Consider the following 11,792-nt stretch of genomic DNA (forward strand, 5'->3'; position numbering starts at 1 on the left):
CAGGGGGACGGTCAGGCGCCGAGGAATCGCCGGTACCGGGCCTCGACGGCCATGTAGACGGCGTAGGCCACGAGCCCCGCGGCGGCCACGGCGAGCAGCACGGCTCCGTGGGGTTGGGCCGCGAGTGTCTCCAGGGCGCCGTCCAGTCCCCGGGCTCGCCGGGGGTTGGCGGTGAGCGCCGCCTGGACGAGGAACCCGCCGATCAGCACGAAGACGAGCCCACGCGCGAGGATGCCCAGCTTGGAGATGCGCACCGCCCACTCCGCCTGCTGGGGGCGCAGCGTGTCCAGCCGGAGCTTCTTGCGGAACTTCTCCTTCCAGGCCTTGTAGGCCTGCCACACGCCCATGCCGGCGATGACGAGTCCCACGACGGCGACCAGCGCCTGTCCGAAGGGCTGCGACATCAACCGGGCCGTCCAGGATTGGGCGCTCTGGTCTCCACTCGAGCCGGCGCCTCCCGCTCCCAGCACGAGGCGGAAGGCGGCGAGGGCGAGGAACGTGTGGATGGCGGCGCTCACCAGGTAGAAGCCCCGGAGGAGGAGCCCCTTCGCGCCGGTGCCCTTGCCGTCCGGATCCATCCAGGCCTGCACCACGCGCCAGAGCACGTAGCCCACCAGGCCCACCGCCACCACGGCGAGCAGCACCTTGCCCCAGGACTCCTGGGCGAGCGTGGCCAGCGCGCCCTTCGTGTCGGTCGTCTTTCCTCCCGAGCCGAAGGCGACCTGGAGCGCGAGCACGCCAATCACCGCGTACACCACGCCCTTGGCCAGGTAGCCCAGGCGGGCCAGTGGCACCATCCACGGGTGGTGCATCGCCTTCGCCCCGAGACGGTCACCCTGCTGCTTCAACTCCGAGGCCTTCCGGCCGAGTCCGTTCACCATCGCTCCTCCCTCCCACACCGGAGCGCCGGAGCCACTGTCCGGCGGTGCGGTGCATCCCTTCGGAAGGTAGGCACACGAGGCGACATGTCTCGGGGAGCGCCTGGCCGCAAGCCCGCTCCCCGGACCGGTGGCTAGAAGTCGCTCCCCTCCGCCCGCTTGCCCGGCGAGGAGCCGAGCCCCGGGTTCAGCACGTTGTGCAACACGAAGCTTCCGGTGCGGTTCGCATCCGGGCTCCGGTTGTACGAGACGGCTTCGATGGAGGCGTCGTAGGTGGTGCTGTCCACGAGCTGCTTCGCGCCGTTCTGCAGGTAGACGGCGTCACCGCTGCCGCCGTGGTTGGTGCCCTTGTTGAAGAAGAGCCCGCCGCTCGAGGCCGCCACCGCGTTCGTCGCTCCCGGGGGGATGGCGGTGGCGCCCGAGTAGATGACGACGGACTTGCCTGGACCGAGCAACGTCCCCCAGGGGAAAGCGTGCCGGGGCACCGGGAGCCCATAGCTGCCGCGGTCGTTCACCCCCCAGCCGCCGAGGTCCACCGTGCTCGTGGAGCCATTCACCAGCTCCACGAACTGTTGCGCGTAGTCACGGTCGGTGCCACCGGAGACGGGCGGCTCGTGGGGCAGGTACTCATTGATGAACACCGGCGGAGGCCAGGACACGGTGAACGCCGTGTCGCTCTGGTCCGCCGCCGCCGGAGCCGCGGCATCGCTCACCCGCACGCGGGCCTGCGCCGTCGTCGCCGGAACGGAGGGGACCGTCCACGTGTACTGCCCGCTCTCCGCGGGGACGCTCGAGGCCAGCACCTGCCACGTCACGCCGTTGTCCGGTGAGAAATCGAGATTCACCGAGCTGACGTCTTCCGCCGTCCAGGTGAGGGTCTGCACGGTCCCCGATGCGAGCTGCTCACCGCCGTTGGGCGAGGTGATGTGCACGGGTGGCGGTGGCGGGGGCGTCACGTTGAACGTGAAGCGGCTGAAGATCGGGTAGTGGTCCGAGGTGGTGTCCTTGTACTGGGAGATATAGGTGTCCGGCCGCAGGGCCTGGGTGGAGTTGCTCACGTAGCCCGCCCGGAGCGCGTTGCTGACGAGCTGGTGGTCGATGAACTCGGTGTTGCTCACCGTGCTGCGCACGTTGGCGAAGGACAGGGGCTGGGTGAGGAAGGCGTAGTCCGCCGAGTCATCCACGAAGTTCTGGTACGGCGTGGGCATGTAGGCGCCGCTCGTGGAGTCCTTGGTGATGGAGATGTCCACGTCATCGTTCCAGTCGCCGAGCACGATGACGGACGTGTCCGCGGGCAGGGCATCCAGGTAGCCCTTGAGTGCCGCCGCCGCGCCCTTGCGGCGGTTGTAGGAGGTCGTGTCGCTGAGCGCCTTCATGTGCAGCACGATGGCCACCACGTCCACGCTCGTCTCGCCGCGCGTGATGCGCAGCTTCACCTGCAGGGGCGGCCGCGTGCCGAATTCGTAGTTGTAGGAGGTGAGGATGATCCGCGCGTCCAGCACGCTCACCACGCCCGGCCGGTAGAGGATACCGACCATCTGCTCTCCGTCGTAGTAGTAGGTGCTGCCGTACAGGACGAGCGGGTCGTTGGCCATGAAGCCTTCGTAGCCCGTCAGTTGTTTCAGCTCGTTGAACTCCGTGGCATCCACCAGCTCCTGCAGGCCCCAGAAGTCCGCGTCCGTCCGGGTGATGACCGTCTTCACGTTCTGGACCTGCAAGGCGTCGTCCGTGGGACCGCCGGCCGGGGAGCCGAACCACTCGACGTTCCAGTTGGCCGCGCTGAAGGGCAGCGGGGGGATGCCCGCGTCCGTTCCACCGTCACTTCCACCACCGCCGTCCGTCCCTCCACCGCCGCCATCGGTGCCGCCGTCACTGCCGCCGGCCGTGCCCGCGTGGACCACCAGCCCGAACACCTTCCCGGCCTGTGCGCCGTGGACGTCCTGCACGCGCACGGTGGGGTAAAAGGAGCCCGATTCCAGCGGCACGCCCGTGAGCTGGCCGTCCTCGCTCAGCACGAGGCCCGAGGGCAGCGCCCCACCCATCAGAGACCAACGCAGGGTCCCCTTGCCTCCGGTGGCCGCGAGCCGCACGGTGTACATCTCCCCTGTCGTGGCGGCGGGCAGCGAGACGGTGGTGACAGTGGGAGCGGGGTGGACGAGCAGCTGGTAGGTGCCCGTCTCCGTGGTGCCCGCCGCGTCCTTCACCTGCACCGTGAAGGTGTACGGGCCCGCCACCGTGGTGGCGCCCCTCAGCAGGCCGTCGCCGGTGGAGAAGAAGAGGCCGGGCGGCAGCTTCTCCAACGAGTGCCGCAGGGGCGGGATGCCTCCGGTGGCGCCGAGCTCCACCTGGAAGGACGCGCCCGCGGTGGTCTCCATCGGCTCCAGGCCGGGCAGCTGGAGGGGCTCGGGCTCGGGGGGCGTGGGCTCCGGGCAGGCACCGAGGAGGGTGAGGACGGCGAGCATCCCCAACAGGCGGGCGAACGGCATGACGGGTCGGGCTCCGGACTCGGGGCATCTCCAGCCCCGCGGGGAAGCCCGATTCTAGCCCGTCAGCGGGCCGGCACAGAAGCGTGACACGGCGGACGGGGTGGACGTTGTCAGGAGGCGTTCGCGCTCGTCCTTGAAGCCCTTCCCGGTGTTCCGCGCCAGGGCCGGCACCGCGAGCGGGACCGCCGCGGCAATCAGGGCCGCTCTCATCCGTCTCTGCGGGGGTGAAGATTGCTTTTGCGCTCCAGTCGGGGGTGCAGTCTGATGAGGTGGTCTGCGCTCGCCGGGGCGGACCGCACTGTCCGTGAGGGAGAAGAGACCGATGGCCGAGAAATGGGACAAGCAGTTGATGGACTTCTTCAAGCGCACCGGTGAGGAGCTCAAGCGCTCCAGCGAGGAGCTCAAGACCGAGGCGCAGCGGCTGATGGTGGAGGTGAAGGACCCCGCCAAGCAGGCCAAGGTGAAGGAGGGCATCGAGAACCTGCGTACCTTCGCGGTCACGGCGGGCAAGCAGGTCGCCGAGCGCCTCGAGTCCGCCGTGCGTCAGGTGGAGCAAACCATCGAGGGCGCCATCGAGGGCAACAAGGGCGCCTCCACCCCGGCGGGCCCGCCTCCCGGGACGGCCGCCCCCAAGGCGAAGGCCCAGCCCCCGGCCGCCGCGCCCCCCGCGGAGAAGAAGGCCCCGGCCAAGACGGGCGCCAAGTCCATCGGCCGCAAGAAGACGGCCGCCAAGGCCCCCGCGAAGAAGGCCGCGGCCAAGACGGGCACGAAGAAGTCCATCGGCCGCAAGAAGCCCGCCCGTCCGGCCTCCTGAGGAGCCTTCATCCGCTGGAATCCTCTAGGGAGGGCACATGGGCGGCCTGCGTCAGGCCGCACCGGGCGTTGGATCAACCTGCGCCCCATGACATAGTGCGCCCGTGGCCGGCTCCAACCGAGACGAGAAGGGCAGCTTCCAGACGGACATCTCGCAGGACGTCATCGACGCGGCGCTCGAAAGCGTCGATCGTCACGTCCAGTCTCCCGCCCTGGAGCGGGAGGGCGAGGTGCCCGAGACCATCACCACCATGTCCATGGACCTCCCCGAGAGCGGGGTCGCCATGGACATGGATGGTCCCGAGGGCGTGGTCACCATGGAGATGGAGATCCCCGAGGGTGGGGTCACCATGGAAGTGGCGATCCCCGAGGGTTGTGTCACCGAGCCCGAGCCTCCCGCGGCTCCCAATGATGGCGGGCTCCGGGCCGCGTTGCATGACGCCCATCGGGATTTGAAGGAGATGCGCCGCGCGCGGGACGAGGCGCGTGAGCTGCTGGCTCAAAGCCGCCGCGAGCTGGAAGAGGCGCGCCAGCAACTCGAGTTCAGCCAGTCCCGCAGCCGCGAGACGATGGACCGGCTCAAGGACACCCACGAGCGGGCCCTGCGCGCCGCGGCGGACCTGGAGAACTACCGCAAGCGCGCCCAGAAGGAGAAGGAGGAGGTCCAGAAGTTCGGCTCCGAGCGCCTGCTCAAGGACTTCCTTCCGGTAGTGGACAATCTGGATCGCGCGCTGGAGGCGGCCCAGAAGTCCTCGGACTTCGAGAGCCTGCGCACCGGTGTGGAGATGACGCGCAAGCTGTTCGACAGCGCGTTCGGCAAGCACGGCGTGAAGGGCTTCTCCGCCGCCGGCCAGCCGTTCGATCCCCGCCTGCACGAGGCCATGCAGCAGGTGGAGAGCGCGGCGGTGCCCGCGGGCCACGTCCTCTACGAGGCCGTGCGCGGCTACACGCTCAACGAGCGGCTCATGCGGCCCGCGCTGGTCGTGGTGGCGCGTGCGCCCGCCGCCCCGCCGCCCGCGGCCGAGGCAACCTCTTCAGAAACGACGCCGGAGGGTGGACCCACGGGGGGAACCACCGCCGAGCAGAGCGGAACCACTCCTTCGGAGAATCAGTAGAACGCCATGGGCAAGGTGATTGGAATCGATCTGGGGACGACCAACTCGTGCGTCGCCGTCATGGAGGGCGGCGAGCCGGTGGTCATCCCCAACAGCGAGGGCAGTCGCACCACGCCTTCCATGGTGGGCTTCACCGAGTCCGGTGAGCGTCTGGTGGGCCAGATTGCCAAGCGGCAGGGCATCACCAACCCGGAGAACACGGTGTTCGCCGTCAAGCGGCTCATCGGCCGCAAGTTCGACTCGCCCGAGGCCAAGAAGGCCATCAGCGTGAGTCCCTTCCGCGTGGCACCCAGCCCCAACGGGGACGCCTGGGTGGAGATCCGCGGCAAGGGCTACAGCCCGCCGGAAATCAGCGCCATCGTGCTGATGAAGATGAAGCAGACGGCCGAGGACTACCTGGGCGAGCCCGTCACCGAGGCGGTCATCACCGTCCCGGCCTACTTCAACGACAGCCAGCGCCAGGCCACCAAGGACGCGGGCCGCATCGCCGGCCTCAACGTGCTGCGCATCATCAACGAGCCCACCGCCGCCGCGCTCGCCTACGGCCTGGACAAGGTGCGCGACTCCGGCTCCGAGCGCATCGCCGTCTACGACCTGGGCGGTGGCACGTTCGATATCTCCATCCTGGAGCTCAGCTCGGGCGTCTTCGAGGTCAAGAGCACCAACGGCGACACCTTCCTGGGCGGTGAGGACTTCGATCAGCGCCTCATCGACTTCCTGGCCAAGCGCTTCGCCGAGCAGAACAACGGCCTGGACCTGCGCAAGGACCGCATGGCGCTGCAGCGCCTGAAGGAGGCGGCCGAGCGCGCCAAGCACGAGCTGTCCAGCGCGACGGAGACGGAGGTGAACCTCCCCTTCATCACCGCGGACGCCACGGGCCCCAAGCACCTCACCGAGACGGTGGAGCGCAGCACCTTCGAGGCGCTGGTGGCGGACCTCGTGGATCGCTCCATCGAGCCGTGCCGCATCGCGCTCAAGGACGCGGGCATCTCCGCGCAGCAGGTGCACCAGGTGCTGCTGGTGGGCGGCATGACGCGCATGCCGGCCGTGCAGCAGAAGGTGAAGGACTTCTTCGGCAAGGAGCCGCACAAGGGCATCAACCCGGACGAGGTCGTCGCCGTGGGCGCGGCCATCCAGGGCGGCGTGCTCAAGGGCGAGGTGAAGGACGTCCTCCTGCTGGACGTGACGCCGCTGTCGCTCGGCGTGGAGACGGCCGGCGGCGTCTTCACCAAAATCATCGACAAGAACACCACCATCCCCTGCAAGAAGGGCCAGGTGTTCTCCACCGCGGTGGACAACCAGCCGCTGGTGAGCGTGCACGTGCTACAGGGCGAGCGCGAGATGGCGGTGGACAACAAGACGCTGGCGCGCTTCGAGCTGGTGGGTATTCCCCCGGCGCCCCGTGGTGTGCCGCAGATCGAAGTGTCCTTCGACATCGACGCCAACGGCATCGTGCACGTGAGCGCCAAGGACCTGGGCACCGGCAAGGTTCAGCAGGTGCGCGTGGTGGGCAACTCGGGCCTGTCCGAGGCGGAGATCCAAACGATGATCTCCGACGCCCAGGCCAACCAGTCCACGGACAAGCTCAAGAAGGAGCTGGCCGAGCTGCGCAACAACGCCGACTCGCTCATCTACACCACGGAGAAGAGCCTGGAGGAGTACGGCAACGTCCTCCAGGAGAAGGACCGCGAGGAAATCAAGGCGGACGTGGAGCACCTCAAGGAGCTGTTCAAGGGCACGGACGCGGCCGCCATCAAGGAGGCCTACCAGCGCCTGGAGACCAGCGCCTACCGCATCGCGGACGCGCTCTACGCGGACCAGTCGAAGTCCGGTTCCTGATTCTCTCCCGAGCTTCAAGGAGGGCTCTTCCCGGAGCCCTCCTTCTCGTTGTTCAATCCGCACCGTGGAATTCCCTTCGCTCGAAGCCGAAGTCGCCTTCCTGCGCGGCCTCAACGCCGTGGTGCGGATGGCGGACGACATCCTCGAGGACTGCCTGGAGCGGGGGCTGAGCCTCGATGCGGCGGTGGATGTCTTCCTCACCCAGTGCGCGCGGCTGGTGCATGCGTCGGCGGGCTTCGTCAGCCTCCGGGGCACGGCGGGCCCCGTGCTCACCCGGGTGCTCGGCCAGCCCGGCGTGGACGTCTTCGAGGCCGCCACCTGGAAGGGCGCCCACCCCCTGTCCGACACGCGGATGTTGTTCTGCGCGCCGCTGGCGCTCGGGCGGTTGGAGCTGGGCACCCTGGGGCTGGTGGTGGAGGGGCGCTTCGAGGACGGCGGCTGGCTGGTGATGAAGCTGGTGGAGGCCATTGGCGACCAGCTGGACAACGCGGTGCTGGCCTTCCTGTCGCTCACCGACGGCCGCGGCGTGCTGGAGCGGCTGGACGAGCTGGCCCCCGAGGATGATCCCCTCACGGGGCCGCGCGGGCGCATCGGCCGCTACGAGCTGGTGACGCCGCTGGGCACCGGGGGCATGGCGCAGGTGCTGGTGGCGCGCACGCGGGGCCCGGAGGGGCTCGGCCGGCTGGTGGCGCTCAAGCGGATCCTGCCGCACCTGGCCTCGGACCCGGACATCGTGAAGCAGTTCCTGGACGAGGCCCGCATCGGGCTGCGGCTGAGCCACCCCAACCTCGTCACCTTCCACGACTTCGGCGAGTCGCAGGGCGCCTACTACCTGGTGATGGAGCTGGTGCGCGGGGTGGACTTCGACCGGGTGCTGAAGACGGCGCGGCCCTCGCCGGACATGACGGTGGCCATCGTCCTGCAGGCGCTGCACGGGCTGCACGCGGCGCACCAGGCGCGGGGCGAGGACGGCGTGTCACTGCGGCTGGTGCACCGGGACCTGTCGCCGCACAACCTGATGGTGGGCTTCGACGGGCGGGTGAAGGTGCTGGACTTCGGCGTGGCCAAGGCACGCGCCCAGCGCACCGTGACGCTGCCGGGCATCGTGAAGGGCAAGCCGCTCTACATGTCGCCGGAGCAGGCGCGGGGTGACCGCCTGGACGCGCGCAGCGATCTCTTCGCCATGGGCCTCATCCTCTACGAGGCCTTCACGGGCAAGCGTGCCTTCGACCGGGGGGACGAGCTGGAGTCCATGCACGCCATCTGCGACGACAAGCTGAGCCGTCCAGCGAGCCTGTCCCTGCCGTTGTGGGAGGTGTTGGATGTGGCGCTCGCGAAGCAGCCGGGCAACCGCTTCGCCAACGCGCTCGAGATGGCGGAGGCGCTGGCGGAGGCGTGTGCCCCGGCGCGCGAGGGGGACCTGGGCCGGCTCATGGCCACGCACTTCCCCGAGCGCCTGCGGGGGTTCGAGCGGTTGGAGCGCGTCCACCTCGCTTCGAACACGCCCGCCGTGGGGGAGACGCGGTTGCGCCCCGCCACGACGAGCCGCTCGCGCGGTTAGATGCCGCGCTTGTTCTTCGGATCGTTCTCGCCGCTGAGGTCCAGCTTGCGCGTGCCCTCCGTGTCGTCCCGGCGCACCGCCGTCCGCATGTGGCCGTCGCCGTAGAGCTCGTCGTGGACGTGCAGCAGCTCGTCATCCGTCATCACGCGCTCCCGGGCGGATTCCTCCTCGGCGCGCAGGGGCGTGGACGTCACCACCGTCTCCTCGTAGGTGGCGCGCATCACGGGCCGGTCCACCCCCTCGCGCGGGATGGGGATGCCGATGCCCCGGTTCCGGTCCTCCTCGGTGAGGATGGGGCTGGCCCGGGCGCCTTCCGTGTTGTACGGGCCGATCTCCTGGGCCCCCAGGTCCTGCGTGCGCAACTCCTCGGGGCGCGCGTTGAAGGGCAGCCCCGTGCGCTCACCCTGGTTCATCCATGCGCTGTCCGTCCCCGACACCCGGCCGTTCCCGATGCCCTCGCGCTGGGCGATGGTGTCCGAGCCGTAGGGCACCTCGTCGGAGAACGCCCGGAGGCTGTCCTTGCCATGGGCCAGGATGATCTCCCCGTTGCGCAGGTCGCTGATCTCCGAGTACCGGACGGAGTAGTCCTTCGGGAAGAACAACCCCTTCTCGATATGGAACTCCATGTCCCCGACGGCATACACCTTGCCGAGCTTGTGGCCGTCGATGCTGCGGACCGTCATGCCTTCCTTGATGTCGCCTCGCTGATACATGTCGGCCTCCTGGGAATGTTCGTCTCCTGGAAAGGTGGGGACCGGGGCGGGGGAGGGCATCCTCCGGGGAGGAGAGGGGCGAGGGCCTCGGCGGCTCGGGGGTCCTTCGAGGGGGGAAGGGCTGGGACTCCGGGTGGAAAAACCCGGGGGGGAGCGGGCTGGCGAGGTGTTGCGAGCTTGACCCCTCTTTCGCATCCCCATAGAAAACCGGGGCTTTTCCGTGGCCCGACCCAGGAGATGCCCCTCATGCGCCGTTTCGCCCCGATGATGCTCGCCGCGTTCGCGCTGTTCGCGGGCGCCTGCGAGAAGAAGACCCAGCCCGCTCCCTCTGGCCAGGGAGCGCCGGGCGGACAGGCGGCCCAGCCGGCGGCCGGCGGTGGCACTCCCGCGGCCTCGGACACCATCGTGCTCGGCGAGGTGGGCAGCCTCACCGGCGCCCAGGCCACCTTCGGGGTCTCCACCCGTAATGGCGTGGACCTGGCCATCAAGGAGGCCAACGAGGCCGGTGGGGTGAAGGGCAAGAAGCTCCGGGTGATCGTCTATGACGACCAGGGCAAGCCCGAGGAGGCCGCCCAGGCCGTCACCCGCCTCATCACCCAGGACAAGGTGGTGCTCATCCTCGGCGAGGTGGCCTCGTCCAACTCGCTGGCCATGGCCGAGAAGGCCCAGGCGGCCGGGGTGCCCATGATTACCCCGTCCTCCACCAATCCCTCCGTGACGCAGAAGGGCGAGTACATCTTCCGCGTGTGCTTCATCGATCCCTTCCAGGGCTTCGTGATGGCGAAGTTCGCCCGCGAGAACCTGAAGGCGGACCGGGTGGCCATCCTCCAGGACAACAAGAGCGCCTACTCCATCGGCCTCACGGACGTGTTCACGGCGAAGTTCAAGGAGATGGGCGGGGCGATCGTCACCACGCAGAGCTACTCGCAGGGTGACACGAACTTCCGCGCGCAGCTCACCGCCATCAAGAAGGAGAAGCCGCAGGCCATCTACGTGCCGGGTTACTACAACGACGTGGGCATCGTCGCCCGCCAGGCGCGCGAGATGGGTGTGTCGGTGCCGCTGATGGGCGGTGACGGGTGGGACTCCGAGAAGCTCTTCGAGCTGGCCGGGAACTCGCTGGACGGCAGCTACTTCTCCAACCACTACTCGCCGTCCAACCCGGATGCGAAGGTGCAGAAGTTCATCTCGGACTACAAGGCGGCGTACGGCGGCGTGCCGGACGCGCTGGCGGCGCTCGGTTACGACGCGGCCAAGGTGGCCATCGCGGCGCTCGAGCGGGCCAAGGACATGAGCGGCCCGGCGGTGCGTGATGCCATCGCCCAGACGAAGGACTTCCCGGGTGTGGCGGGCAACATCACCCTGGACCAGGACCGGAACGCGGTGAAGTCGGCGGCGATCCTTCAGATCGAAAACGGCACGACGAAGTTCGTCACCACCATCAATCCGTAAATGTCCGAGTTCATCCAGCACCTCATCAACGGCATCTCCGCGGGTACCATCTACGCGCTCGTCGCGCTCGGGTACACGATGGTGTATGGCGTTCTCAAGCTCATCAACTTCGCCCACGGCGACGTGATGATGGTCGGCGTGTACATGGGCTACGCCACGGCCTTCGGGCTGGGGCGTCAGGCGCAGAGTTCCGCCTGGGGCGTGTTGCTCATCTTCCTGGTGGCCATGGGCGGCTGCGCGCTCATGGGCTTCCTGATCGAGCGCTTCGCCTACCGGCCGCTACGGGAGAAGCCGCGGCTCACCGCGCTCATCACCGCCATCGGCATTTCGTTCACGCTGTCGTACGGCTTCCAGCTCGACATCGGCTTCCTGCCGGGCTCGGCGCCGCGCGCCTTCCCGCAGATCATCCAGCCCTCGCAGTGGTTCACCCTGGGCGACCCCGAGTTCCCGGACGTGGTGGTGTGGAACTGGCAGGTCATCTCCCTGGTGCTGGCGGTGGCGCTGATGGCGGGCCTGCAGTACCTCGTCTACGGCACGCGCTTCGGGCGGGCGATGCGGGCGGTGTCGTTCGACCACCGCGTGGCGGCGCTGATGGGCATCCCCACGGACCGGGTCATCTCGGTGACGTTCATGATCGGCAGCGCGCTGGCGGCGGGCGCCGGCCTGCTGTACGCCATCAAGGACACGTCGGTGAGCCCGCTGATGGGGCTGTACGTGGGCCTGAAGGCCTTCGTGGCGGCGGTCATCGGGGGCATCGGCAACGTGCCGGGCGCCATGGTGGGCGGGCTGCTGCTGGGCCTGGTGGAAGAGTTCGTGGTGGGCTACGCGGCGAGCACCTGGCGTGACGCGGTGGCCTTCGGCTTCCTCATCCTCGTGCTGCTCGTCCGGCCCGGCGGTCTCTTCGGCCGGGTCGCGGCGGAGAAGGTCTGACGCCG

General features: G+C 68.9%; 10 protein-coding genes. 6 read left to right on the top strand and 4 right to left on the bottom strand.

What is annotated here, in order from left to right:
- Positions 1 to 11 precede the first annotated feature (11 nt).
- From BO221_RS35685 to BO221_RS55070, 3 genes are all read right to left on the bottom strand, one after another.
- Positions 12 to 881 (bottom strand): DUF1206 domain-containing protein, encoded by an 870-nt coding sequence (locus BO221_RS35685; protein ID WP_083681853.1) that lies wholly within the window; start codon positions 879 to 881, stop codon positions 12 to 14.
- Positions 882 to 1,012: 131 nt separating this feature from the next.
- On the bottom strand, positions 1,013 to 3,364 hold the full coding sequence (locus BO221_RS35690) for a putative Ig domain-containing protein (RefSeq protein ID WP_073565329.1): 2,352 nt from the start codon (positions 3,362 to 3,364) through the stop codon (positions 1,013 to 1,015).
- 54 nt (positions 3,365 to 3,418) lie between these two features.
- Positions 3,419 to 3,574 carry a hypothetical protein gene (locus BO221_RS55070; protein WP_158079968.1) on the bottom strand — a complete coding sequence of 52 codons (156 nt, stop codon included), beginning with the start codon at positions 3,572 to 3,574 and terminating at the stop codon, positions 3,419 to 3,421.
- Positions 3,575 to 3,686: 112 nt separating this feature from the next.
- Between BO221_RS55070 and BO221_RS35695 the strand changes: the two genes are divergently transcribed.
- From BO221_RS35695 to BO221_RS35710, 4 genes are all read left to right on the top strand, one after another.
- The gene (locus BO221_RS35695) at positions 3,687 to 4,178 is read left to right on the top strand and encodes a transcriptional regulator (protein ID WP_073565330.1); all 492 of its coding nucleotides are present in this window, start codon (positions 3,687 to 3,689) and stop codon (positions 4,176 to 4,178) included.
- 103 nt (positions 4,179 to 4,281) lie between these two features.
- Complete coding sequence (gene grpE, locus BO221_RS35700) at positions 4,282 to 5,292, top strand: nucleotide exchange factor GrpE (RefSeq protein WP_073565331.1); 1,011 nt, start codon at positions 4,282 to 4,284, stop codon at positions 5,290 to 5,292.
- Between the two features lie 6 nt (positions 5,293 to 5,298).
- Complete coding sequence (gene dnaK / locus BO221_RS35705) at positions 5,299 to 7,131, top strand: molecular chaperone DnaK (RefSeq protein WP_073565332.1); 1,833 nt, start codon at positions 5,299 to 5,301, stop codon at positions 7,129 to 7,131.
- Positions 7,132 to 7,195: 64 nt separating this feature from the next.
- Positions 7,196 to 8,692: a serine/threonine-protein kinase gene (locus BO221_RS35710; protein ID WP_198956255.1), complete on the top strand. Its 1,497-nt coding sequence runs from the start codon at positions 7,196 to 7,198 to the stop codon at positions 8,690 to 8,692.
- Here the strand turns inward: BO221_RS35710 and BO221_RS56605 are convergent.
- A complete protein-coding gene (locus BO221_RS56605; protein ID WP_073565334.1) occupies positions 8,689 to 9,405 on the bottom strand; it encodes a hypothetical protein in 717 nt (238 codons plus the stop codon). The genes BO221_RS35710 and BO221_RS56605 overlap by 4 nt on opposite strands.
- A gap of 246 nt (positions 9,406 to 9,651) precedes the next feature.
- Here BO221_RS56605 and BO221_RS35720 point away from each other — a divergent pair, with 246 nt between their 5' ends.
- Positions 9,652 to 10,857, top strand: a complete 1,206-nt coding sequence (locus BO221_RS35720; RefSeq protein ID WP_073565335.1) for an ABC transporter substrate-binding protein — start codon at positions 9,652 to 9,654, stop codon at positions 10,855 to 10,857.
- The gene (locus BO221_RS35725) at positions 10,858 to 11,787 is read left to right on the top strand and encodes a branched-chain amino acid ABC transporter permease (RefSeq protein WP_043412982.1); all 930 of its coding nucleotides are present in this window, start codon (positions 10,858 to 10,860) and stop codon (positions 11,785 to 11,787) included.
- The last annotated feature ends 5 nt before the right edge of the window (positions 11,788 to 11,792 follow it).

Source organism: Archangium sp. Cb G35 (assembly GCF_001896145.1).
Lineage (GTDB): Bacteria > Myxococcota > Myxococcia > Myxococcales > Myxococcaceae > Archangium > Archangium violaceum.

Coding starts and splice junctions, on each gene's coding strand:
- BO221_RS56605 (WP_073565334.1), bottom strand. CDS start 9,405: ATGTATCAGCGAGGCGACATCAAGGAAGGCATGACGGTCCGCAGCATC.
- dnaK (WP_073565332.1), top strand. CDS start 5,299: ATGGGCAAGGTGATTGGAATCGATCTGGGGACGACCAACTCGTGCGTC.
- BO221_RS35725 (WP_043412982.1), top strand. CDS start 10,858: ATGTCCGAGTTCATCCAGCACCTCATCAACGGCATCTCCGCGGGTACC.
- BO221_RS35685 (WP_083681853.1), bottom strand. CDS start 881: ATGGTGAACGGACTCGGCCGGAAGGCCTCGGAGTTGAAGCAGCAGGGT.
- BO221_RS55070 (WP_158079968.1), bottom strand. CDS start 3,574: ATGAGAGCGGCCCTGATTGCCGCGGCGGTCCCGCTCGCGGTGCCGGCC.
- BO221_RS35695 (WP_073565330.1), top strand. CDS start 3,687: ATGGCCGAGAAATGGGACAAGCAGTTGATGGACTTCTTCAAGCGCACC.
- BO221_RS35690 (WP_073565329.1), bottom strand. CDS start 3,364: ATGCCGTTCGCCCGCCTGTTGGGGATGCTCGCCGTCCTCACCCTCCTC.
- BO221_RS35720 (WP_073565335.1), top strand. CDS start 9,652: ATGCGCCGTTTCGCCCCGATGATGCTCGCCGCGTTCGCGCTGTTCGCG.